Here is a 23,515-nt window from a genome sequence, read left to right as displayed (position 1 = left end):
GCTCAGCCGCCGGTCAACGTCTCCAGCAGGTCCTTGGCGCTGGCGCAGCGGTCGAACAGCGCGCCGACGTGGGTACGGGTGCCCCGTTCGGGCTCCATCATCGGCACCCGCACCAGCGACTCCCGGCCGACGTCGAAGATGACCGAGTCCCAGCTGGCGGCGACCACCTCCGAGGCGTACTGCGCCAGGCAACGACCCCGGAAGTAGGCGCGGGTGTCCTCCGGCGGCTCGGTCATCGCCGTGCGGGTCTCCTCCTCCGGCAGCAGCGTCCTCATCGCGCCCCGGGACACGAGCCGGTGGTAGAGGCCCTTCTCCGGGCGCACGTCGGAGTACTGCAGGTCGACCAGTTGCAGCTTGTGCGAGCCCCAGGCCAGCTTCTCCCGCTCGCGGTAGCCCTCCAGCAGCCGCAACTTGGCCACCCAGTCCAGCTCGTCGGCGCAGAGCATGACGTCGCGACCGAGCCGGTCCAGCACGCCCTCCCAGCGGTCGAGCACGTCGGCGGTCTGCTCGTCGACATCGGCGCCGTACCGTTCGTCCACGAAGGACCGCACCCGCTCCAGGTAGGCCCACTGCACGTCGAGGGCGGTCAGCCGGCGCCCGTCACGCAGCCGCATGAGGTGCTTCAACGACGGGTCGTGGCTGACCGCACGCAGCTCGCCGACCGGATCGGCGATGCCGAGGTCCGGGCCGAGCGCCTTCTCCTCGATCATCGTGAGAATCAGCGCGGTGGTGCCGACCTTCAGGTACGTGGAGATCTCCGACAGGTTGGCGTCGCCGATGATGACGTGCAACCGGCGGTACTTGTCGGCGTCGGCGTGCGGCTCGTCGCGGGTGTTGATGATGGGCCGCTTGAGGGTGGTCTCCAGGCCGACCTCGACCTCGAAGAAGTCAGCACGCTGGGAGACCTGGAAGCCGCTCTGGCCGCCGTCCTGGCCGATGCCGACCCGGCCGGCACCGCAGACCACCTGGCGGGTGACGAAGAACGGCGTCAGGTACGCCACGATGTCGGCGAAGGGCGTCTGCCGGCGCATCAGGTAGTTCTCGTGCGCACCGTAGCTGGCGCCCTTGTTGTCGGTGTTGTTCTTGTAGAGGTGGATCGGCTGGGTGCCCGGGATGGTGGCGGCGCGCCGGGCGGCCTCGGCCATCACCCGCTCGCCCGCCTTGTCCCACCGGACGACGTCACGGGGGTTGGTGACCTCGGGGGTGGAGTATTCGGGGTGGGCATGGTCGACGTAGAGTCGCGCCCCGTTGGTCAGTATGACGTTGGCCAGCCCGAGATCCTCGTCGGCGAGGGCCTCCGCCGGGTCGTAGGCGGCCCCGGAGTAGGTGAAGCCGCGGGCGTCGCGCAGCGGCGACTCCTCCTCGTAGTCCCAGCGGGCCCGACCGCCGCGGGTGAGTTCGGGACGCGCTCCGTAGGCGTTGACCACCTGGGACGAGGTGACCATCGGATTGGCTCCCGCCTGGCCGGGAACGGAGATGCCGTACTCGACCTCGGTGCCCATGATCCGTCTTACGCTCATCGACCTACCCGCTTCGCTCGCCCGACCCGTTCCCCGTCACGTCGAGCGTAGTCCGACTCCACGGCGGCGGGGGCACGGCGTGTGCCCGGAGCGTGGCGACGTCGCCTCATTCGAGCGGCTCCACCACGAACATCTCGACGAACGTGACCCGGTCCCGCATGTCGGGCAGGTCGCGCAGGAGCTTCTTGACCCGGGTACGCGGGCCGGGGTCGGTGACGATGAAGCGGATGTCGCCGGGGACGCGGTGCAGGATCTGCCACGTCCGGCCGGGCTCCCTGAAGATCATGTTGTAGATGGCGATCTCGGTCTGCGCGGTGGTGCCCTGAAGGGTGGACACACAGACGTTCTCCGCGTACGACCGCAACGCCGAACGGTCGAGGACGATGGTGGTGACGCCGTCGACGGGCGGATAGCGGCGGTTGACCTCCGCGCACACCACCGCCGCCCGGCTGGGCTGGTCGACCGGCTGGTGCACCCAGCGTTGCGCCCAGGTCTGCTGCTCGACCACCAGCAGGCTGCGGTGCCAGCCGGTGACGCCGCCCAGGGCGACGGCGGTCACGGCCACCGCGGTCGCGGTGAGAGCGGCCACGACGGTGGTCACCGCCCGGCGTGCCGGCCCGCGGTCCCGGCGCGGGGTGGGCAACAGCCGCACCACCGCGGCGAAGCCCACGATCAGCAGCACGGTGGTGAGGTGGCCGGCCTTGTTGAAGTAGTACCCGGGTTCCCCGCCGAGGATGATGCTGGCCAGAGCGATGGCGAAGGTCAGGGCGAGGCTGACGGCCAACACGAACAACCAGCGCCACCAGGCGGGATCGGCGCGGCGGGCGGGATCGGCGCGGCGGGCGGGATCGGCGCGGCGGGCACGGACGGCGTGCACCACCAGGGCGGGCACGACGAACACGCCGAGGCCGCCCAGGGCGAGCCAGGTCTCGGTCAGGTCCGGTCCGACGGTCGCGGTGAGCGCCTCGGTCTGGTCGGCGCGGAACACTCCGAGCAGCAGCGGGGTGGGAGCGAACACGGCGGCGGCGAGGCCGACGACGACGGCGGTGTAGCGGACGCGCCGCACCGTGCGCCTCTGGGCGACCAGCGCACCGAGGACCATCAGGGCGGCGGCGGGCAGGAAGAGGTAGTAGCTGAACCCGATACCGGTCAGCAGCACGCCGAGCAGGACGAGGTGTTCACGGGGCACGGCGGCGGGACGCGCGACCAGGGCGGCGAGCGCGACCGTGAGGGTGAGACCCAGCGTTTCGGTGGGGTAGCCGGAGATCAGCAGCCGGGGTAGCTGGGTGCCGAGGACGAGGGATCCGACGACGACGGTCAGCACGCCGCGGTGCAGGGGGTGCAGCGGACCGGGCAGTCGCTGGGCGGCCCAGAGCAGCGTGAGCACGAGCAGCCCGAAGCCGGCGATGTTCCACCACAGGAACGGTTCGACGGCGGCTTCGCCGTACCGGCCGGCGGGGTGGAGATGCCCGTCGAGCAGCGCGACGAGCAGGTGCCAGCCCTGCGGGTAGTAGGTCAGCAGGGAGGCGATCTGGTCCCGGGTGGCGGCGGGGTCGACGAAGACGTGACCGCCGTGCCGGCCGATGACGTCGACCAGGGCGAGGTGGCGCAGGTAGTCCTCGCCACGGATGAGCATGGTGTACCGCTCGACGGGGTCGTCGGCGCGCAGCACGGGCTGGGCGAGATACCAGCCGGCTGCGGCGGCGCCGAGCACGGGAAACGCGTCGATCCAGCCGGGTCGGGGCAGAGCGGGTCGCCGGCCGGTGACGAGCGCGGCGACGGAGAGCGTGGTGAGGGCGGTGCCGCTGACGGCGACCGGGTCCATGCCCCAGGGCCAGACGGCGAACAGCGTCCCGGCCACGGTGGTGAGGCCGACGAGCAGCAGGACGGCGAGCAGCAGCCGGTCGAGCAGGGTGCGACCGGCGCGTAGCAGGCTGGCCGTGGTGAGCAGGAGCAGCGGAGGCAGGACCCAGTGGGCGTCGACCTCGACGGCGGCGACGGGTACGCCCCAGGCGACGCCCAGGGCCACCGGCCCGACGGCGAGGCGGCGCAGGGCCCGGGACCGTCGGGATGACGGCGGGGCGGGAGGGCCGGTGACCCGCACCGGGGCTTCCGGTGGATCGGCGACGGTCTGCTCGACAGGCACGCAGGTTCCTCTGCGGTGGGCGGACGCGGTCACCGAATTCTACCGGAGTGTCCGGAGGGTCGCTGATCGGGCGCAGGGCCGCACACGCCGGAGCCCGTGACCGCCGATGGTCACGGGCTCCGGCGCGCTCGCTGCGGTCAGAGGTACTGGCCGGTGTTGCTGGCCGTCTCGATGGACCGACCGGCTTCGGTGCCCTTGCCGCCGGAGACGAGGGTGCGGATGTAGACGATCCGCTCGCCCTTCTTGCCGGAGATGCGGGCCCAGTCGTCGGGGTTGGTGGTGTTGGGCAGGTCCTCGTTCTCGCGGAACTCGTCGACGCAGGCGTCGAGGAGGTGCTGGAGCCGCAGCCCCTTGCGACCGGAGGTGAGGAACTCCTTGATGGCCATCTTCTTGCCCCGGTCGACGATGTTCTGGATCATCGCGCCGGAGTTGAAGTCCTTGAAGTAGAGGACTTCCTTGTCGCCGTTGGCGTAGGTGACCTCGAGGAAGCGGTTCTCCTCGGTCTCGGAGTACATCCGCAGGACCACCGCGTCGATCATGGCGGCAACGGTGGCCTGCGGGTCGCTGCCGTGTTCGGCCAGGTCGTCGGGGTGCAGGGGCAGCCCCGAGAGGATGTACTTGGAGAAGATGTCCTTGGCAGCCTCGGCGTCCGGCCGCTCGATCTTGATCTTCACGTCGAGCCGGCCGGGCCGCAGGATCGCCGGGTCGATCATGTCCTCCCGGTTGGAGGCGCCGATGACGATGACGTTCTCCAGGCCCTCCACGCCGTCGATCTCACTCAACAACTGCGGGACGATGGTGTTCTCCACGTCGGAGGAGACACCGGAGCCCCGGGTCCGGAAGATCGAGTCCATCTCGTCGAAGAACACGATGACCGGGGTGCCCTCGCTGGCCTTCTCCCGGGCCCGCTGGAAGATCAGCCGGATGTGCCGCTCGGTCTCGCCGACGTACTTGTTGAGCAGCTCCGGTCCCTTGATGTTGAGGAAGAAGCTGGTGTGCTTCTCCTTGCCCTCCCGCTCGGCGATCTTCTTGGCCAGCGAGTTGGCCACCGCCTTCGCGATCAGGGTCTTACCGCACCCCGGCGGGCCGTAGAGCAGGATGCCCTTGGGCGGGCGGAGCTGATGCTCGCGGAACAGGTCCGCGTGCAGGAAGGGCAGCTCCACCGCATCACGGATCTGCTCGATCTGTGACTGGAGGCCGCCGATGTCGGTGTAGTCGACGTCGGGCACCTCCTCCAGGACCAGCTCCTCGACCTCGCTCTTCGGGATCCGCTCGTACGCGTACGCCGAGCGGGGCTCGATCATGAGCGAGTCGCCGGCCCGGATCGGCGAACCGATCAGGGTCTCGGCCAGGTGCACGATCCGCTCCTCGTCGGAGTGGGACACCACCAGCGCCCGGTCGCCCGGCGCGCCCTCGGGGCCCGCGAGGATCTCCTTGAGCATGACCACCTCGCCGACCCGCTCGTAGCCGAACGCGTCGACGATGTTGAGGGCGTCGTTGAGCAGCACCTCCTGGCCGCGTCGCAACTCCGCGACGTCCAGCGAGGGGGACACGGCGACGCGCAGCTTGCGGCCGCCGGTGAAGACGTCGACCGTGCCGTCGTCGTGACGGGCGAGGAAGACGCCGTAGCCACTGGGTGGCTGCGCCAGGCGGTCGATCTCCTCCTTGAGGGTGACGATCTGCGCGCGAGCCTCCTTGAGGGTGCTCACCAGTCGTTCGTTGTTCTCGGTCAGCCGCGCCAACTGCGCCTGGGTGGCCGCCAGGCGCTCCTCGAGCTGCCGGACGTGTCGGGGGCTTTCGGTCAACTTGCGCCGCACCAGGGCGAGTTCCTCTTGAAGGAACGCGACCTGCGTGGAGAGATCGTGGGCCTCCTTCTCCCACCGTGCGGCGCGCGAGTCCGCGTCGTCGCTGCGTGCCACGTCCCACCTCCCCGGGGGGCTTGAACGTTCTGCCCTAACACTAGCCGCTATGAGGCCGATTCGGTCCCACGCAACGCCCTCGTCACCGAACCTTGATCGCCAAGGGTGGCCTGGCGGGCCGGTCCGGGCGTTCGGGTACCGTCGGTGCGTGGGACGGGAGAACATGGGGGGTGCGCAGGTGGCCGACGTCGCGACCGATCAGCTGCAGGTCTGGGTGGACCAGGACCTGTGCACGGGGGACGGTCTCTGCGTGCAGTACGCACCGGAGGTCTTCGAGTTCGACATCGACGGCCTGGCCTACGTGAAGGGCCCCGACGGTGAGCTGGTGCAGACCCCCGGCGGCCGGGTCGGCGTGCCGGAACACCTGCGCCTCGAGGTGATCGACTCGGCGAAGGAGTGCCCCGGCGAGTGCATCCACGTGGTGCGCGGCAGCGACGACGTCGAGGTGGCCGGCCCGGCCGCCGAGGAGGGCTGACCCGCGGCGTCGGCCCGGCGGGATCCGCCGCGCCGACGCGCTCACAGCAGCGGCCGGCCGACCACCGAGGCGACCAGCCGGGCGAACTCCTCCAGCCGGGCTATCTGCCCCGCACCGCCGTCGTCGAGGGTCTTGCCGAAGCGCAGTGCGTCGTGCCGGGGCCCACCGACGGCCTCCTCGCTGGGCGGGGCCTCGTCCAGCGAACTCAGCAACAGGTAGACGTCGATGCTGTCGACCCGGATCCGGCCGTCGTCGTGGCGGAACAGTCGGCGCCGGCAGCCCACCTCCGTGACGGTGGAGACCGGCACCACCCGCAGCGACGAGGTCATCGCCCCCGGTGGCCCCTCCCCCGGTGGCACGTCCTCGCCGTGCCACAGGATCAGCCGGCTACCGTCGCAGACGACGACCTCCTGCCACACCCCGTTGACCTCGTTGACGAACCGTTCCAGGGTGAAGCCGAGCACCTTCGCCCCGCGCAGCACCCCGTCGAGGGCCTCCAGGGCCACGTCCGGGTCACGCAGGTAGGCCCGCGCCGCCGATTCGAGGTCCTGGTAGGGCGACCAGTCCGGAAACACCGCCGGCAGGTCGCCACCGCCCAGCCCCGGGCCGCTCATGCCGCCGCTCCCGGCCGGCACCGCCGCACCAACCCGGCCGGCAACCTCCACCTGCTCACGCCCAGCCGCCCGATACCGCCGTCACGGCCTGTCCGCCCCCTCCGTCGTCTCCGGTTCCACCCCGGCCGCCCGGGCCGCGGCGGCCTGGCGGGCCGCCTCCGCCTCGCGCAGGGCCCGCCGGCGCTGCTCGTACGCCTCGGCACCCTTGCTGGGCTTGCGCCGCCGGGGCGGCGCGGTGACTCCCGGGGCGAGCCTACGCGCGGACACCAGGAACGCGGTGTGCGCGATCATCCGGTGGTCGGGGCGCACCGCCAGGCCCTCGGCGTGCCAGTCGCGCACCAGCGACTCCCAGGCCCGTGGCTCGGTCCAGCCGCCGCGCTCGCGCAGCGCCTCGACCAGCTCGGACAGCTGCGGGGTGGTCGCCACGTAGCCGATGAAGACGCCGCCGGGAAGCAGCGCCCGCTCGACCATGTCGAGGTTCTCCCAGGGGGCGAGCATGTCCAGGATGATCCGGTCGAAGCCGGTCTCGCGGCACTCCCCGACGTCGCCCACGTGCAGCCGCCAGGCGGGGTGGGGGCCGTTGAAGAACGACTCGACGTTGCGCCGGGCGATCTGGGCGAAATCATCGCGCAGCTCGTAGGAGTGCAGTTCGCCGGAGGTGCCGACGGCGCGCAGCAGGGAACAGCTCAGCGCGCCGGAGCCGGCCCCGGCCTCCAGGACCCTGGCGCCGGGGAAGATGTCGCCCATCGCGACGATCTGCGCCGCGTCCTTGGGGTAGATGACCTGCGCGCCGCGCGGCATGGACAGCACGTAGTCCGACAGCAGGGGCCGCAGCGCGAGGAACGCGGTGCCGCCGCCGGTGGTGGTGACCACGCTGCCGTCGGGCAGGCCGACCAGGTCGTCGTGCGCGAGGATCCCGCGGTGGGTGTGGAAGGCCTTGCCTGGCTCCAGGGTGACCGTGTGCATCCGCCCCTTGGGGTCGGTCAGCTGCACCCGGTCGCCGGGCCGGAACGGCCCGCGGTGCACCGGGGGTGGCGCCGGGGTGTCGGCGGGCGCGGTGGCGTCCGGGTCGGCCGGGGCGGTGGAGGGAGTTGCGGTCACGAGTTCATCTTCCGTTGAGGTTCGAGCAGCTGAGCCAGATCCGCGATGTGCAGAACGCCGACGACATCTTCGCCTGCCGTCACCACGTACCGCGCGGCCGGGTGGGCCCGCACGGTCTCCATCACCCGTTCCCCGTCGAACCCGACGGGCAGCCGGGGCAGGCCGGTCAACGGCCGGGCCACGGCGTCGACGGCCAGCCAGGGCCCGCGCCCGGCTGGGACGGCCGCCGCGGCGGCCGGTTCGACCAGGGCCAACGGCCGCCCGGCGGTGTCGGTGACCAGCACGGCGACGTGTGGCCCGGCGGCGGCTGCGCGGCGCTGCGCCTCCGCCAGCGGGGTGCCGGTGGGCACGGGCAGCGCCGGGCGGGCCAACCGGGCCAGGTCGACCAGCGGAAGGCGACGGCTGATCCGGGCGTACCGGATCGACTGGCCGGCGCCGCGCCACAGCGTGACGGCGACGAGGGCCATCAGCGGCAGGGCGAACAGGGCGAGCACCCCGGTGGCGGCGAGCACGGCGACGGTCAGGGCGGTGCCCACCGCGACGGCCCGACCCACCCAGCCGGCCACCTCGGTTCCGGTGTGCCGGTCCCCGCGCAGGGCCCAGACGGCCGCCCGCAGCGCCCGGCCGCCGTCCAGCGGCAGTCCGGGCAGCAGGTTGAACACCGCGACGACGACGTTGCTGACGGCGAGCTGGAAGGCGAGCTGGTTGGCCACGGTCCGGTCCGGCAGGGCCAGGGTCGCGGCGACGGCGGCGGCCCCGAGCACCGCGGACACCGCCGGCCCGGCCAACGAGACCAGCAGGTCCACCCGGGGGGACGGGGCGTCCCGGTCCATCTCGGTGTAGCCGCCGAGCAGCTCCAGGGTGATCCCCCGCACACCGATGCCGAAGCGGCGGGCGGTGAGGGCGTGCCCGAGTTCGTGGGCCAGCACCGAGCCGAGCAGCGAGACGACGAAACCCGCGCCGATCAGGTAGCCGGAGACCTGGGGAAGCCCAAGCTGCTGGCGGGCGAACTCGGCGTACACGACCGTGACCAGGACGACCAGCACCAGCATCGACGGGCTCAGGTGCAGCGGCACCCCGAGGACCCGGCCGACGGTCAGGCCGGCACGTCGGTCCCGGCGCGGTCGCCGCGTCTGCTCCACCGTCCCGATGCTACGCGGTGGCGATCATGCACCGGTGCGGCGACGCAGCCGCTGTCACACCGGTGCCCTACCCTTCGGGGACATGACGGCGGACCAGGTGATCATCCAGCAGCCCCCGACCCCGGCGGAGGTGCCGGCGACCGTGCGGGCCTCGCTGTCACCGTCGCGCGCGGCCGACTTCAAGACCTGTCCCCTGCTCTACCGGTTCCGCAGCATCGACCGGCTGCCCGAGCGGCCGAGCGTCGAGCAGGCCCGGGGCACGCTGGTGCACGCCGTGTTGGAGCGGCTGTTCGACCTGCCGGCGACCGACCGCACCCCGCAGGCGGCCGGCGACCTGGTCGCCCCCCAGTGGGACCGGCTGGTCACCGAGCAGGCGGAGTTCGCCGGCCTGTTCGACGACACGGACACCGCGGCGGTGGAGGGGTTCCTGCGGTCAGCCGCCGGCCTGCTCGAGGGCTACTTCGCGGTGGAGGATCCGCGCCGGCTGGAGCCCGCCGAGCGAGAGAGCCTGATCTCGGCCGTGGTCGACGACGAGTTGCTGATCCGGGGCTATCTCGACCGGCTGGACGTGGCGCCCGACGGGGCCCTTCGGGTGGTCGACTACAAGACCGGGGGCGCCCCCCGCGAGGCGTTCGAGGCACGGGCGCTGTTCCAGCTCAAGTTCTACGCGCTGGTGCTGTGGCGCACCCGGGGCGTGGTGCCGCGGGTGCTGCGGCTGCTCTACCTCAAGGACCAGGAGGTCTGCGACTACGCCCCCGACGCCGAGGAACTGGTCCGGTTCGAACGCACCGTGGTGGCGCTGTGGCGGGCCATCGAGCAGGCCACCGCGACCCGGGACTTCCGCCCCCGACCGAGCCGACTGTGCGACTGGTGCAGCCACCAGGCCCACTGCCCCAGCTTCGGCGGCACCCCGCCGCCGTTCCCGGAGGCCGCCGCGACACCGGATCCGCTGCGCGACGCCCGGTCCGGCCCCACCCCGCCGGGCGCCGACGACTGATCACCGCCGGGGCGCGTCCCGGCGGGCCGGGTCGGGATGTCGGCGGGGTGAGAAGACGCCCTCATCCCTGAGGAGGAGACGGTCGTCACCACCGGTGAGGATCTCCCCGGCCGTAGGCCCGCTAGCGTCGAGGCATGCATCCGGTGCGGTGGGCGTGGCTGCGGGAGCGCCCCCTCGTGGGGGACGTCGCGCTGGCCGTGGTGCTGGTCCTCGCGGAGGTCGTGTTCACGCTGGCGACGCCGCGGGAGTTCTGGCCCGGGCCGCTGCGCGCGGCGCTGGGCTGGAGCGTGCTGTGCGCCGCCCCGGTGGTGCTGCGCCGGGTGGCGCCGTGGCCGGCGGTGGCAGCGGCGGTGGCGACCCTGGCCGTGCCCGCCACGATCGACCTGGCGCCCGCCGCGCAGAGCCTCACGTTCGTCGTGCTCACCTACACGATGGCCGCGTACCGCCCGGCGCGACCCGCGACTGCCGCGGCGGTGCTGCTGTGGCTGCCGGTGGCCGCGGCCAACACCCTGGTTCCGTTGGACAGCACGGCGGAGATCGGCGCGGCCTACCTGGTGGTCAACAACATCCTGGTGGGGGTGGTGTCGTACTCGGTCGGCCGGTCGGTGCGGGCGCGGCGGGCGACCACCGAGGCGCTGCGGGAACGCGCCCGCGTGGCCGAGCACAACCAGCGGTCGGTGGCCGAGCAGGCGGTCGCCGACGAGCGGCGACGCATCGCCCGGGAGCTGCACGACGTCGTGGCCCACCACGTCAGCGTGATGGGGGTCCTGGCCACCGGGGTACGCCGGGTGCTGCGCCGTGACCCGGACGCCGCCGAGGAGGCGATGGTCACCATCGAGGAGACCAGCCGGGCGACGCTGCGGGAGCTGCGTCGGCTGCTCGACGTGCTGCGGACGGAGGCGGAACCGGCCGCGGAGCTGACGCCGCAACCGGGACTGGCGGGCATCGAGGCGTTGGCCGAGCAGGTGCGGGAGGCGGGACTGCCGGTGACGGTGCGGGTCGACGGCACCTCGGGGACGCTGGAGGAGGGGGTGGCCCTGACCGTGTACCGGATAGTCCAGGAGGCGCTGACCAACGCCCTCAAGCACGCCGGTTCGGCCACCGCGCAGGTGTGGGTGGGCGTCACGTCCGACGCCGTGGAGGTCGAGGTGTCCGACACCGGGCGGGGGCCGACACCGGCGCCCGACCGGATCGGACACGGCCTGGTCGGCATGCGGGAGCGGGTCGGCCTCTACGGTGGAGTCCTGCGCACCGGGCCGCGCGCGGGCGGCGGGTTCCGGGTGTACGCGAGGATTCCGGTCGACACGGCGGCGTGAACCGCCGGGGCGATGACTCTGCCGGCGGCGTGCGTCGCCGGTGACGACCATGACGAGAGGGCTCAGATGGCCGAGGCGACGACACCGGCACGTCCGGTGCGCATCCTGCTCGCCGACGACCAGCCACTGCTGCGCACGGGCTTCCGGATGGTGCTCGGCGCCGAGGAGGACCTGGACATCGTCGCGGAGGCCGGTGACGGGGTGGAGGCGGTGGACCTGTCCCGCCGGCTGCTGCCCGACGTGGTGCTGATGGACATCCGGATGCCCCGGATGGACGGGGTCGCCGCCACCCGCGCCATCGTGGACGCGCGACTGCCCGTGCGGGTGCTGATCCTGACCACCTTCGACCTCGACGAGTACGTGGTGGGGGCGCTGCGGGCCGGGGCGAGCGGCTTCCTCGCCAAGGACGTGCCGGCCGACGACCTGGTCACGGCGATCCGGACGGTGGCGGCCGGCGACGCGGTGGTGGCACCGCGGATCCTGCGGCGGCTGCTGGACCGGTTCGCCGACGCGCTGCCCGACCCGGCGGCGGCTCCACCGCGGGCAATGAACGCCCTCACCGAACGGGAACGGGAGGTGCTGGTGCAGGTGGCCCGAGGGCTGTCCAACGCGGAGATCGCGCGGGCGTTGTCGGTCAGCGAGACGACGGTGAAGACGCACGTGGGACACGTGCTGACCAAGTTGGGGCTACGTGACCGGGTGCAGGCGGTGGTGTTGGCGTACGAGTCGGGACTGGTCCGGCCCGGCGCGTAGGCGGGCGCGTACCCCTGCCGGAAACCTCGCGGCGACGGCCCTGTTGCCTTTGGCACATACCGTGACCCCAGACGGTGTCCCGGGGTTGACCCTCACGCGGCGGCACTGTGCAGCATCGGTCCCGCCCGACCGGTGACCTGGTCGGGCGGCGATCGTCTCGGGGGCAACCCTGAGCCGGCGTGGGGGTGACCCGCAGCGGGGAAATCCGTTCCGGCTCCGACCGGAGGCGGACGGCAGCGCACAGTCGGGCACCCATGATGGGACTGCCGCGCCGAACCAGCGGGGGCGGCGCGGACCGGAACAGACGGAAGAGGTTGATGACGTGACCGCGACGACAGGCCCGCAGACGCAGGCCGCGGCCCGGGCGAGCGACGTGTGGAAGGTGTTCGGCAGCGGCGAGGCGCAGGTGACCGCGCTGCGGGGGGTGACCGCGGAGTTCGAGCGGGGCCGCTTCACCGCGATCATGGGCCCGTCGGGCTCCGGCAAGTCCACCCTGATGCACTGCCTGGCCGGGCTGGACTCGGTGACGAAGGGCACGGTGCACATCGGCGACACCACGGTCACCGGGCTCGGTGACGCGGGTCTGACCACACTGCGCCGGGACAAGGTGGGGTTCATCTTCCAGCAGTTCAACCTGCTGCCGACGCTGACGGCGAAGGAGAACATCCTGCTGCCGCTGTCGATCGCCGGCCGCAAGCCGGACCAGGCCTGGTACGACACCGTGATCGACACGGTCGGGCTGCGGGACCGGCTGGACCACCGGCCGGCGCAGCTGTCCGGCGGTCAGCAGCAGCGGGTGGCGTGTGCCCGGGCCCTGGTCGCTCGCCCCGAGGTGATCTTCGCCGACGAGCCGACGGGCAACCTGGACTCCCGTTCGGGCGCGGAGGTGCTCAACTTCCTGCGCAACTCGGTGCGGGAGCACGGGCAGACCATCGTCATGGTCACCCACGACCCGACGGCCGCCGCGTACGCCGACCGGGTGGTGTTCCTCGCCGACGGGCAGATCGTCTCGGAGCTCATCGAGCCGACCGCCGACACTGTGCTGGACACCATGAAGAAGCTCGACACGGTGGCCGAGGTGGCCCGCTGATGTTCCGGGCGACACTGAAGAGCCTGCTGGCCCGCAAGGTCCGTCTCGTCCTGTCGGGGCTGGCGGTGGTGCTGGGCGTCATGTTCGTCTCCGGCGCGTTCGTGCTCACCGACACCCTGGGCCGCTCCTTCGACCAGGTGTTCGCCGACGCGTACGAGGACATCGACGTCAACGTGGCCGCCAAGCCGAAGCTGGCCCCGGGCGAGATGGAGGGCGGAGGAATCTCCCCGCCGCTGCCGGCGGCCACGGTCGACCGGGTGCGGGCGGTGCCGGGGGTGGCGGACGCGACCGGCGTCGTCGTCGCCGAGGGTGCCCGGCTCATCGGCAGCAACGGCAAGGCGGTGGCCTCCTTCGGCCCGCCGCAGCTGGGCGGCAACTGGCTGGGCGAGAGCGAGCTGGTGCAGCTGCGCGAGGGGCGCGGCCCGCAGGCCGACGACGAGATCGTCATCAACAAGGCACTGGCGGAGGCCGGCAGGGTCGCCGTGGGCGACCGGGTGGGTGTGCTCACCCCGCTGGAGCCGAAGGAGGAGTTCACCATCGTCGGCGTCTTCGGTTACAGCGGTGACCGGGACTCCATCGGCGGCGCGAACGAGATCATGTTCACCACCCCGACCGCCCAGCGGCTCATGCTGGGCGAGCCGGACACGTTCAGCAGCATCACCGTCACCGCCGCCGGCAGCATGACCGACGAGGCGCTGCGCGACTCGGTGGCCGCCGCGCTCGGCGGTGAGTTCCAGGTCAAGACCGGCGCGCAGTTGTCCGAGGACATGGCGTCCGGGCTGAAGGACGGGTTGTCCTTCTTCAACCGGATCCTGCTCGGCTTCGCCGCGGTGGCGCTGCTGGTCGGCACCTTCCTGATCCTCAACACCTTCTCGATCATCGTGGCGCAGCGCACCCGGGAGCTGGCCCTGTTGCGGGCCGTCGGGGCGAGTGGACGGCAGGTCATCGGTTCGGTGGTGCTGGAGGCGATCGCCGTCGGCCTCATCGCCTCCGTGCTGGGCCTGGCCGCCGGCATCGGCATCGGGGCGCTGTTGGCATACCTGTTCGGCACGTTCGCCGGGCTCAGCCTGGCGGGCATCGCCGTTCCGCCCTCGGCGGTGATCAGCGCGTTCGCCGTCGGACTGGTGATCACGGTGCTGGCGGCGCTGCTGCCGGCGCTGCGCGCGTCCCGCATCCCGCCCATCGCGGCCATGCAGGACGTCGCCACCCCCGACCGGCCGCTGACGAAGATCACGGTCGGCGGAGCGGTGGTCACCTCGATCGGCGCGGCCCTGTTGTTCCTCGGCCTCAGCGGCAACGCCGGCGACAACACGTTGCCCACCATCCTCGGCGGCGTCCTGTTCTCGTTCATCGGGGTGGCGTTGCTGACCCCGCTGATCAGCCGGCCGGTGGTGGCGCTGCTCGGCTCCGTCTTCTCCGGCTCGGTGCCGGGCAAGCTGGGCCGGCTGAACTCCGGCCGCAACCCCCGCCGCACGGCGATCACGGCGGCCGCGCTGATGGTGGGCATCGCCCTGGTCACCGGCGTGACGGTCATCCTGGACTCGGCCAAGAGCAGCCTGGCGGGCCTGGCCGAGGACAACATCAAGGCCGAGCTGGTGATCGCCGGCGCGGCGACCGGCCCGCGGCCACCGACCTTCGACCGGGAGGTGCTGGACCGGGCTGCCGCGATCCCCGGGGTCCAGTTGGTCAACGGAACGTTCGGCGACCTGGCCCAGGTGGGCGGCCAGCGTACCTGGGTGGGGGCGAGCAGCGACGTGTCGGCGCTGCGGCGGATCTTCGGCGCGAAGGCCGCTGCGGGTGACATCGACCGGCTCGCACCGGACCAGATGCTGGTCAGCTCGGACGTGGCCGAGTCCCGGGGGCTCACCGTCGGTTCGACCGTGCCGGTGCAGCTCGCCCGGGGGGACCAACGCACATACACCGTCAGCGGCATCTACGAGGGTGTGCCGTTCCTCGACCCGGTGACGCTGCCGGCCGAGGCGGCCCGGGACTTCACCCTCCCCCAGCCGATCCAGGGCTACATCCAGCTCGCCCCCGGCACCGAGGTCGCCGACGTGCAGCCTCAGGTCGAGGCGTTGCTGGTGGACAGCCCCGAGGTGTCGGTGGCCGACCGGAACGCGTTCATCGAGCAGCAGACCGGCCAGTTCGACGTGCTCCTCACGATGATCCGCATCCTGCTGGCGCTGGCCATCGTGATCGCGGTCCTGGGCATCGTGAACACCCTGGCGCTGTCGGTGCTGGAACGCACCCGGGAACTGGGGCTGCTGCGGGCGATCGGCCTGCGCCGGTCGCAGACCATGCTGATGATCACCGTGGAGGCGGTGGTGATCTCGGTATTCGGGGCGCTGCTCGGCGTCGCGGTCGGCACCGGCCTGGGCGCCGCCGTGGTGGAGGCGCTGCGCGACGAGGGGATCACCGACCTGGTGCTGCCCTGGGGACAGATGGGCGTGTTCCTCGGCCTGGCCGCGCTGGTGGGCGTGGTGGCCGCAGTGCTGCCGGCGGTCCGGGCCGCCCGGATCAACGTGCTGGGCGCCATCGCCCACGACTGAGCACCGACGCACCCGACGGGTCCGGCCGCACGGCCGGGCCCGTCGGCGCGTACCGAGGCCCGTCGGCATGTGCGGGCCGTCGACGGCCCTGGAGGTGCGCGGGTCGACAGCGGCCCCCGGCACGCCGGGCGGTCAGGCGTCGACCGGCGGCTCGCCGAGCAGCGCGGCGAGCAGTTCCAGGTCCGCTGAGGTGAGGCTGTCCAGCTGGTGTACGCCGTCGAGCGGGCCCAGCGGCACCTCCGCCGGCACCGCCAGCACCGCCGCCCCGGAGGCCAACGCGCTGGCCACCCCGGTCGGCGAGTCCTCGATCGCCACGCAGCGGCCGATCGGCACCCCCAACAGCCGCGCCGCGGTCAGGTACGGCTCGGGGTGCGGCTTGGCGGCGTCCACCTCGTCACCACAGACCACCACGTCGAAGCTGTCCCGACCCAGGGTGTCCAGCGCCACCTCCACCAGGGGCCGACCACTGGAGGTGACCAGGGCGGTGGGGATGCCCGCCGTGCGGACCGCCCGCAGCAGGGCCAGCGCCCCCGGCCGCCACCGCAGGCCGGTGCGGAACAGCTCCAGGATCCGGGCGTCGATCCACGCTGCGCTGGCCTGCGGATCCCGGTGCGGCTGGCCGAGGTCGTCGTGCAGGATGCGCATCGCATCGGCCATGCTGGTACCGATGATCGCCCGGCGGGCGGCGGCGGACAGCACGCCACCGTAGACGGCGGCCAACTCCTGCAACGCCACGTCCCACAGCTTCTCGCTGTCGACCAACGTGCCGTCCATGTCGAACAGCACGGCGGCGGGATGGGGAACAGCGGTGGTGGTCACCCGGATCATGCTAGACGTCGGCCCCGGTCCGGCCGGCCCGGGAGGCCGCCGGACTGGTGTCCCCGACCGTGGCGGGGCCGCTCACCCCAGCCCACAGGCCGACAGACCGGACTCGTAACCCCGGAAGAACGCCTCGACCCGTTGTTCGGGGGTTCCGTGCGCGCCCTCGGCGAACCAGGGCTGGTCAGGGTCGTCACCGACGGCGAGCAGACCGTCGCGGAACTCCTCAAGGTCACCGTCCTCCACGGTCAGCCGGCCATCGCGGACCGAGTCACCCAGGTACGCCCCGGCCATGCAGTCGGCCTGCAGTTCCTGCTGGATGGTGAACGAGTAGCGGATGCCGAGGCGGATCTGGATTCCGTGGGCGTACTCGTGCCCGATCAGATAGAACACGAACGCGTCACCGACCTGCCGGAACGCGCCGAACGACCAGTTGATGTCGTAGGCGATGTAGTCGCTGAGCGTGCAGTAGACGGCGTTGTTACGGGGCACCTCCTGCCCACCGCAGGAGACCTCGCCGTCCCGCTGATAGGGAACGATCTGCCGGATCGGCTGGAACGACCGCCCGAACGCGCGGAACTGCTGCGCCCAGTACCGCTCGGCGGTGCGCTGCGCGTCCGCCACGTCCTCTCTGAACTCCTCGACGGTGTCGGTACCGTCGGCGCGGGTCTGCTGCACGCCGGGCGGCCCCGCCGTCCCGCCGCTCGGCACGGGGCCGGGCTGCCCCTGCGGGTCGGTCAGACCGGGTGCCAGGCACCCGGCGGCAGCCACCAGCGCCAGCGTCAGCCCGACGAGCGGTCCGCGTCCCCCACGTGTCGCCACAACACCTCCCGGCGAGCGGTGATGCCGGCCCAGTACCCCGACGGTACGGCCGGCACGCCCACTGGGTCTGGTACGGCCACGACGACCCGACAGTTCAACGCTCCTGGGGTGAAGCTCCGTCGACCGCGCCAGGCCGTCACTCGGTTGTCCTCGTCGTCCGTCCTGGTAGTCGTCCGTCCTGGTAGAGGTACCGCGTCTCAGCCTGCTGATCGCGGCAGGAGAGTGCCGGTGCCGTTCCCTCGACGCAGCGCAGCGAAGTACCCGGATGCCAGGCGACGCCTTGCGAGGGAGCGAGGACTCAGCGGACGGGAACCGGCTCGGACGACGGCCGCCACTCCCGCCTGATCAGCCCGTAGACCCATGAGTCGGAGACCTCGCCGTCCACGACGCAGTCTTCCCGCAACGCCCCTTCACGCAGGAACCCGAGCTTCTCCAGCACGTGGGCAGCCGCCACGTTGCGGGTGTCGGTCTCGGCCCGGACGCGCCAGCGTGTGGCCCGGGCGGTCCTCGCGGCGGTGGAGCGCTGACGCCGGGCACGCCGTCGAGCCGGTTGTGGTGCTGCTGCGACTCAGCCCCTGCGGGACCAGCCCATCGGGACAGCGTTTGCGCACCTCAGGACAGGTGACGACGTCACTTGGCGTTGAAGTAGCTGGCCTCGGGGTGGTGCACCACGATCGCGTCGGTGGCCTGCTCCGGGACCAGCTGGAACTCCTCCGACAGCTGCACCCCGATCCGTTCCGCACCCAGCAGCTCCACGATCTTCGCGCGGTCCTCCAGGTCCGGGCAGGCCGGGTAGCCGAACGCGTACCGGCAGCCCCGGTAGTCGGTGCGCAGCAGACCCGCCAGGTCGGCCGGGTCGTCGTCGGCGACCGTTCGACCGTCCGGCAGGGTCAGCTCCGCCCGGATCCGCCGGTGCCAGTACTCGGCCAGGGCCTCGGTGAGCTGCACCGACAGGCCGTGCACCTCCAGGTAGTCGCGGTACTCGTTGCGGGCGAACAGCTTCGCCGCGTACTCGCTGACCGGCTGGCCGACCGTCACCAGCTGCAACGCCACCACGTCCGGTTGGTCGCCGCGCGGGCGGAAGAAGTCGGCCAGGCACAACCGCCGCTCCTGCCGCTGTCGGGGGAACGAGAACCGGGCCCGCTCCGCCCGCCCCTCCTCGTCGAGCACCACCAGGTCGTTGCCCTCGGAGTACGCCGGGAAGTAGCCGTACACCACAGCCGCCTCCAGCACCTTGTCGGCGATGAGGCGGTCCAGCCAGTACCGCAGCCGTGGCCGGCCCTCCGTCTCGACCAGTTCCTCGTAGGACGGGCCCTTGCCGCCCCGCGCGCCACGCAGCCCCCACTGCCCGAGGAAGGTGGCCCGCTCGTCGAGCAGCGCCGCGTAGTCGGCCAGCGGCACCCCCTTCACCACGCGGGTGCCCAGGAACGGCGGCGTCGGCACGGTGACGTCGACGGCCACGTCCGACCGCACCGACGCGTCGCTCAACTCCGGCAGGGACTCGGTGACAACCGCCCGCTGCCGCTCACGACGCTGCCGGCGGGCCGCCAGTGCCGCCTCCCGCTGCGGGTCCACCACCGGCGCGCCGCCGCGCTTGGCCGCCATCACCCGGTCCATCAGGGACAGGCCCTCGAACGCGTCCCGGGCGTAGTGCACCTGACCGGGGAACACCGACCGCAGGTCGTCCTCCACGTACGCCCGGGTCAGCGCCGCGCCACCCAACAGCACCGGCCAACGCTCCGCGACCCCGCGCGCAGCCATCTCGGCCAGGTTCTCCTTCATGATGACCGTGCTCTTGACCAGCAGCCCGGACATGCCGATGGCGTCGGCGCGGTGTTCCTGCGCGGCGTCGAGGATCGCGGTGATCGGCTGCTTGATGCCGATGTTCACCACCTCGTAGCCGTTGTTGGACAGGATGATGTCGACCAGGTTCTTGCCGATGTCGTGCACGTCGCCCTTGACCGTGGCCAGGACGATCCGGCCCTTGCCACCGTCGTCGGCCTTGTCCATGTGGGGTTCCAGGTAGGCCACCGCGGTCTTCATCACCTCGGCGGACTGCAACACGAACGGCAACTGCATCTGCCCGGAGCCGAACAGCTCGCCGACCACCTTCATCCCGTCGAGCAGGATGTCGTTGATGATGGACAGCGGGGTGCGCCCCTGCGCCATCGCCTCGTCCAGGTCGGCCTCCAGGCCGTTGCGTTCACCGTCGATGATGCGTCGCCGCAGCCGCTCGTCCAGCGGCAACCCGGCCAGCTCCTCCGCCCGCGTCGCCCGCGCCGACGCCGCGTCGACCCCCTCGAAGACCTGGATGAACCGCTGCACCGGGTCGTACCCCTCGCGGCGCCGGTCGTAGACCAGGTCGAGGGCGACCTCGCGCTGCTCGTCGGGGATCTTCGACATCGGCAGGATCTTGCTGGCGTGCACGATCGCCGAGGTCAGCCCCGCCTGCACGCACTCGTGCAGGAACACCGAGTTGAGCACCTGCCGGGCCGCCGGGTTCAGGCCGAAGGAGATGTTGGAGATGCCCAGAGTGAAGTTGACTCCCGGCCAGCGCCGGGCGATCTCCCGGATCGCCTCGATCGTCTCGATGCCGTCGCGGCGGGTCTCCTCCTGACCGGTGGCGATCGGGAAGGTCAGCGCGTCGATGAGGATGTCCTCCCGGCGCATCCCCCACCGACCCGTCAGGTCGCCGATGAGCCGCTCGGCGACCCGGACCTTCCACTGCGCGGTACGGGCCTGTCCCTCCTCGTCGATCAGCAGCGCGACCACCGCCGCGCCGTGCTCCCGGATCACCGGCATGATCCGGGCGTACCGGGACTGCGGGCCGTCGCCGTCCTCGAAGTTCACCGAGTTGACCACGCACCGGCCGCCGAGCATCTCCAGCCCGGCCTCGATCACCGCCGGCTCGGTCGAGTCGAGCATGACCGGCAGGGTGGACGCGGTGGCGAACCGGCCAGCCAGCTCGCGCATGTCGGCGGTGCCGTCGCGGCCCACGTAGTCGACGCACAGATCCAGCAGATGCGAGCCGTCCCGGGCCTGGCTGCGGGCGATCTCCACGCAGGCCTGCCAGTCGGCGGCCAGCATCGCCTCCCGGAACGCCTTCGAGCCGTTGGCGTTGGTGCGCTCCCCCACCATCAGCACGCTCGCGTCCTGCGCGAACGGCACGTGGTGGTAGATCGAGGAGACCCCGGCCTCCCGGCGGGACTCGCGCTGCGCCGGCCGGGCACCGTGCAGCCGCTCGGCCACCATCCGGATGTGTTCCGGCGTGGTGCCACAGCACCCGCCGACGAGCGAGACGCCGTAGCCGGTGACGAACTGCTCCAGGGCGTCGGCCAGCTCGACCGGGGTCAGCGGGTACTCCGCGCCGTCGGCGGTGAGCTGCGGCAAACCCGCGTTCGGCATCACCGACAGCGGCACCCGGGCGTGCTGCGACAGGTAGCGCAGGTGTTCGCTCATCTCCGCCGGGCCGGTCGCGCAGTTCAGGCCGATCAGGTCGACCCCGAGAGGCTCGATCGCGGTGAGCGCCGCGCCGATCTCGCTGCCCAGCAGCATGGTGCCGGTGGTCTCCACCGTGACGTGACAGATCAGCGGGACGCTGACGCCGGCCTCGGCCATCGCCCGCCGGGAACCGACCACCGCGGCCTTGACCTGCAACAGGTCCTGACAGGTCTCGACGATCAGGGCGTCCGCGCCACCGGCGATCAGGCCGGCGGCGTTCTCCGCGTACGCGTCGCGCAGGGTCGCGTACGCGGCGTGGCCGAGGGTGGGCAGCTTGGTGCCGGGACCGATCGAGCCGAGCACGTAGCGGGGCCGCTCGGGCGTGGCGTACGCGTCGGCCGCCTCGCGGGCGATCCGGGCACCCGCCTCCGACAGCTCCCGGATGCGGTGCGCGATGTCGTACTCGCCGAGATTGGCCAGGTTTGCGCCGAAGGTGTTCGTCTCCACGCAGTCGGCACCGGCCGCCAGGTACGCCTCGTGCACGCCGCGCACCACGTCGGGCCGGGTCACGTTGAGCACCTCGTTGCAGCCCTCGTGGCCCTCGAAGTCGTCGAGGGTCAGGTCGGCAGCCTGGAGCATGGTGCCCATCGCCCCGTCGGTGACGAGGATCCGGTCGGCCAGGGCGTCGATGAACGAAGTCCGCACGGTCCCAGGTTAGTGCGACACCCACCGGCGCACGGTCCGGCGGGGCCGCTTCCCACATTCTGTCGGACGACCCCGCCCGGCCGGCGATCCGCCCCGTCCCACCCCGCCCGACACCACCGGGACGGCGTCCGCCCCACCCGCCCGGCACCGCGGGGTGCGGCGGCCCGACCGGCGCGGCCGACGGGCCGCATTCCGCCCCGGCACGTAGGCTGGCAGACGTGAAGGACTACAGCGACGCCTCCGTGCCCGGCGGGCGGGCGACCGGGCAGACCCCCGGCGCCGTCCGGAACGAGCGGGGCGAGGTGACGGCGTGACGGAGTTCGACGGGCTGCCGGTGCTGCGGTCTCCCGTGGCCATCTGCGCCTTCGAAGGCTGGAACGACGCCGCCGACGCCTCGACCGCCGCCGTGGAGCACCTGGAACAGGTCTGGCAGGCCCGCGAGGTCACCGAACTCGACCCGGAGGACTTCTACGACTTCCAGGTCAGCCGGCCGACCATCACCATGGCCGACGGCGCGACCCGCCGGATCGAGTGGCCGACCACCCGGTTCATGGTGGCCAGCCCCGAGGGCACCGACCGCGACGTGGTGCTCATCCGCGGCATCGAGCCGAGCATGCGGTGGCGCACGTTCTGCGAGCAGGTGCTGGAGATCTGCCACAGCCTCGAGGTCGAGCGGGTGGTGCTGCTCGGCGCGCTGCTCGCCGACGTGCCGTACACCCGGCCCCTGCCGATCAGCGGATCGGCCTCCGACGCCGAGGCCGCGCAGCGTTACCAGCTCACCCCCACCCGCTACGACGGCCCGACCGGCATCGTCGGCGTGCTGCACGACGCCTGTTCCCGCGCCGAGGTCGACGCGGTGTCGTTCTGGGTGCACGTGCCGCACTACGCCAACAACCCGCCCTGCCCGAAGGCCACCCTGGCTCTGCTGCACCGGGTCGAGGAGGTGCTCGACCTGCCGGTGCCGATGGCCGACCTGGCCGAGGAGGCCGCGGAGTGGGAGCAGCGGGTGCGCAGCGCCGCCGAGCAGGACGCGGAGCTGGGCGAGTACGTGCGGGAGCTGGAGGAACGGGTCGGTGACGCCGGCATCACCCCGTTGACCGGGGACGAGATCGCCCAGGAGTTCGAGAAGTACCTGCGCCGTCGGGGTGGTTCCGCCGGCCCCACCGCCGGTTCCTGGTAATCCCCCTCCGTACTGCCTCGTGGCCCCGGACCGTCAGGTCCGGGGCCACGGTTCGTCTGGGTGTCGGGTGGCGCGCTCACCCTCGCTAGGGCATCCTAGGAACCTAGCTGTCATGAGGAGGCGGGCGTTGCAGATCAATCCGGGAGCCGCCGAGTTCCCCCACCGGCAGATCGCCGCACAGCTCAAGGCCCAGGTGCGCCGCGGGGACTGGGGGCCGGGCGAGCGGCTGCCCTCCATCCCGGCCATCGCCGAGATGTTCGGGGTGGCCAAGCAGACGGTGCAACGCGCCGTCGACCAGCTCCGCGTCGAGGGCATCCTGATCACCAAGCCCGGCTCCGGCACGTACGTCCGGGGCACCCGGCGACGGCTCAACCGGCTGTCCCGGGGCCGCTACGGTGGCTTTCGCGGCTACCACACCGACCTGGCCGCCCGGTACCGCCAGCACCTCGTCTCCGTCGGCCGCTCCCCCGCCCCACCGGAGGTGGCCGACGCGTTCGGGGTGGCCGACGGCACGGACCTGCTGTGCCGCCGGCACCTGGTGCGTACCGAGGACTCACCGGTCGAGGTGGGCGCCTCCTGGTTCCTGCCCGCCGACACCGCCGGCACCTCGCTGGAGCGGGCCGAGGCGTTCGGCCGGCCGCTCTACCAGGAGGCCGAGGAGGCCACCGGCCGACGTTACGCGTCGGCCACCGACACGATCAGCGCCCGCCAGCCCAGCCGGGAGGAGGCCGAGATCCTCCAGATCCGCCCCGACACTCCTGTGCTGCACCTGCTGCACGTGGCCTACGACGACCGCCGCAAGCCGATCGAGGTGGCCCAGGCCACCTGGCCCGGCCCGGTCACCACGCTGACCGAGGAGTACCGGATCCCCGGGCCGGCCCCCGAACCGGACCCCGACCCCGGCCTGGTCCTGGGCTGAGGCCGAG

At 72.2% G+C, this 23,515-nt stretch carries 18 protein-coding genes; 8 read left to right on the top strand and 10 right to left on the bottom strand.

Translation table 11 applies throughout. The annotated features are described in order from the left end of the window. Positions 1 to 2 precede the first annotated feature (2 nt). The 3 genes from dop to arc form a co-directional block, all read right to left on the bottom strand. Positions 3 to 1,520 carry a depupylase/deamidase Dop gene (gene dop, locus GA0070616_RS26350; protein WP_091089007.1) on the bottom strand — a complete coding sequence of 506 codons (1,518 nt, stop codon included), beginning with the start codon at positions 1,518 to 1,520 and terminating at the stop codon, positions 3 to 5. A 106-nt stretch (positions 1,521 to 1,626) separates the two neighbouring features. Then, positions 1,627 to 3,666 (bottom strand): hypothetical protein, encoded by a 2,040-nt coding sequence (locus GA0070616_RS26345; protein WP_175440214.1) that lies wholly within the window; start codon positions 3,664 to 3,666, stop codon positions 1,627 to 1,629. 137 nt (positions 3,667 to 3,803) lie between these two features. Further along, positions 3,804 to 5,585 carry a proteasome ATPase gene (gene arc, locus GA0070616_RS26340; protein WP_091089004.1) on the bottom strand — a complete coding sequence of 594 codons (1,782 nt, stop codon included), beginning with the start codon at positions 5,583 to 5,585 and terminating at the stop codon, positions 3,804 to 3,806. Between the two features lie 178 nt (positions 5,586 to 5,763). Here arc and GA0070616_RS26335 point away from each other — a divergent pair, with 178 nt between their 5' ends. Continuing rightward, complete coding sequence (locus GA0070616_RS26335; protein WP_091091732.1) at positions 5,764 to 6,060, top strand: ferredoxin; 297 nt, start codon at positions 5,764 to 5,766, stop codon at positions 6,058 to 6,060. A gap of 41 nt (positions 6,061 to 6,101) precedes the next feature. On the opposite strand, the gene GA0070616_RS26330 is transcribed toward GA0070616_RS26335, so the two are convergent. From GA0070616_RS26330 to GA0070616_RS26320, 3 genes are all read right to left on the bottom strand, one after another. Then, a complete protein-coding gene (locus tag GA0070616_RS26330) occupies positions 6,102 to 6,674 on the bottom strand; it encodes a hypothetical protein (RefSeq protein ID WP_091091730.1) in 573 nt (190 codons plus the stop codon). 81 nt (positions 6,675 to 6,755) lie between these two features. Continuing rightward, positions 6,756 to 7,775, bottom strand: coding sequence for a tRNA (adenine-N1)-methyltransferase (locus GA0070616_RS26325; protein WP_091089001.1), 1,020 nt, complete (start codon positions 7,773 to 7,775; stop codon positions 6,756 to 6,758). Further along, the gene (locus GA0070616_RS26320) at positions 7,772 to 8,917 is read right to left on the bottom strand and encodes a M50 family metallopeptidase (RefSeq protein WP_425412973.1); all 1,146 of its coding nucleotides are present in this window, start codon (positions 8,915 to 8,917) and stop codon (positions 7,772 to 7,774) included. The genes GA0070616_RS26325 and GA0070616_RS26320 overlap by 4 nt, the downstream gene beginning before the upstream one ends. 82 nt (positions 8,918 to 8,999) lie before the next feature. Here GA0070616_RS26320 and GA0070616_RS26315 point away from each other — a divergent pair, with 82 nt between their 5' ends. From GA0070616_RS26315 to GA0070616_RS26295, 5 genes are all read left to right on the top strand, one after another. Beyond that, positions 9,000 to 9,914: a RecB family exonuclease gene (locus GA0070616_RS26315; RefSeq protein ID WP_091088998.1), complete on the top strand. Its 915-nt coding sequence runs from the start codon at positions 9,000 to 9,002 to the stop codon at positions 9,912 to 9,914. A gap of 134 nt (positions 9,915 to 10,048) precedes the next feature. Further along, the gene (locus GA0070616_RS26310) at positions 10,049 to 11,230 is read left to right on the top strand and encodes a sensor histidine kinase (protein ID WP_091088995.1); all 1,182 of its coding nucleotides are present in this window, start codon (positions 10,049 to 10,051) and stop codon (positions 11,228 to 11,230) included. Between the two features lie 66 nt (positions 11,231 to 11,296). Next, complete coding sequence (locus GA0070616_RS26305) at positions 11,297 to 11,983, top strand: response regulator (RefSeq protein WP_091091723.1); 687 nt, start codon at positions 11,297 to 11,299, stop codon at positions 11,981 to 11,983. Between the two features lie 322 nt (positions 11,984 to 12,305). Beyond that, positions 12,306 to 13,073 carry an ABC transporter ATP-binding protein gene (locus tag GA0070616_RS26300; RefSeq protein ID WP_091088989.1) on the top strand — a complete coding sequence of 256 codons (768 nt, stop codon included), beginning with the start codon at positions 12,306 to 12,308 and terminating at the stop codon, positions 13,071 to 13,073. Then, complete coding sequence (locus GA0070616_RS26295) at positions 13,073 to 15,622, top strand: ABC transporter permease (protein WP_091088985.1); 2,550 nt, start codon at positions 13,073 to 13,075, stop codon at positions 15,620 to 15,622. Before GA0070616_RS26300 ends, GA0070616_RS26295 begins: the two co-directional genes overlap by 1 nt. 132 nt (positions 15,623 to 15,754) lie before the next feature. On the opposite strand, the gene GA0070616_RS26290 is transcribed toward GA0070616_RS26295, so the two are convergent. The 4 genes from GA0070616_RS26290 to metH form a co-directional block, all read right to left on the bottom strand. Further along, positions 15,755 to 16,408, bottom strand: a complete 654-nt coding sequence (locus GA0070616_RS26290) for an HAD family hydrolase (protein ID WP_091091719.1) — start codon at positions 16,406 to 16,408, stop codon at positions 15,755 to 15,757. Between the two features lie 114 nt (positions 16,409 to 16,522). After that, the gene (locus tag GA0070616_RS26285; RefSeq protein WP_091088981.1) at positions 16,523 to 17,263 is read right to left on the bottom strand and encodes a neutral zinc metallopeptidase; all 741 of its coding nucleotides are present in this window, start codon (positions 17,261 to 17,263) and stop codon (positions 16,523 to 16,525) included. A gap of 298 nt (positions 17,264 to 17,561) precedes the next feature. Continuing rightward, positions 17,562 to 17,717, bottom strand: coding sequence for a GNAT family N-acetyltransferase (locus tag GA0070616_RS26280; RefSeq protein ID WP_217628238.1), 156 nt, complete (start codon positions 17,715 to 17,717; stop codon positions 17,562 to 17,564). A 176-nt stretch (positions 17,718 to 17,893) separates the two neighbouring features. Next, on the bottom strand, positions 17,894 to 21,409 hold the full coding sequence (metH, locus tag GA0070616_RS26275) for a methionine synthase (protein ID WP_091088979.1): 3,516 nt from the start codon (positions 21,407 to 21,409) through the stop codon (positions 17,894 to 17,896). Positions 21,410 to 21,719: 310 nt separating this feature from the next. Between metH and GA0070616_RS26270 the strand changes: the two genes are divergently transcribed. Continuing rightward, positions 21,720 to 22,589, top strand: a complete 870-nt coding sequence (locus GA0070616_RS26270) for a PAC2 family protein (protein WP_091088975.1) — start codon at positions 21,720 to 21,722, stop codon at positions 22,587 to 22,589. A gap of 127 nt (positions 22,590 to 22,716) precedes the next feature. After that, positions 22,717 to 23,508: a GntR family transcriptional regulator gene (locus GA0070616_RS26265; protein ID WP_091088972.1), complete on the top strand. Its 792-nt coding sequence runs from the start codon at positions 22,717 to 22,719 to the stop codon at positions 23,506 to 23,508. The last annotated feature ends 7 nt before the right edge of the window (positions 23,509 to 23,515 follow it).

Origin of the sequence: Micromonospora nigra (genome assembly GCF_900091585.1) — a bacterium.
GTDB lineage: Bacteria > Actinomycetota > Actinomycetes > Mycobacteriales > Micromonosporaceae > Micromonospora > Micromonospora nigra.
The sequence above is the reverse complement of the archived record's forward strand: the minus strand, read 5'-3'. Positions and strand labels throughout refer to the sequence as shown.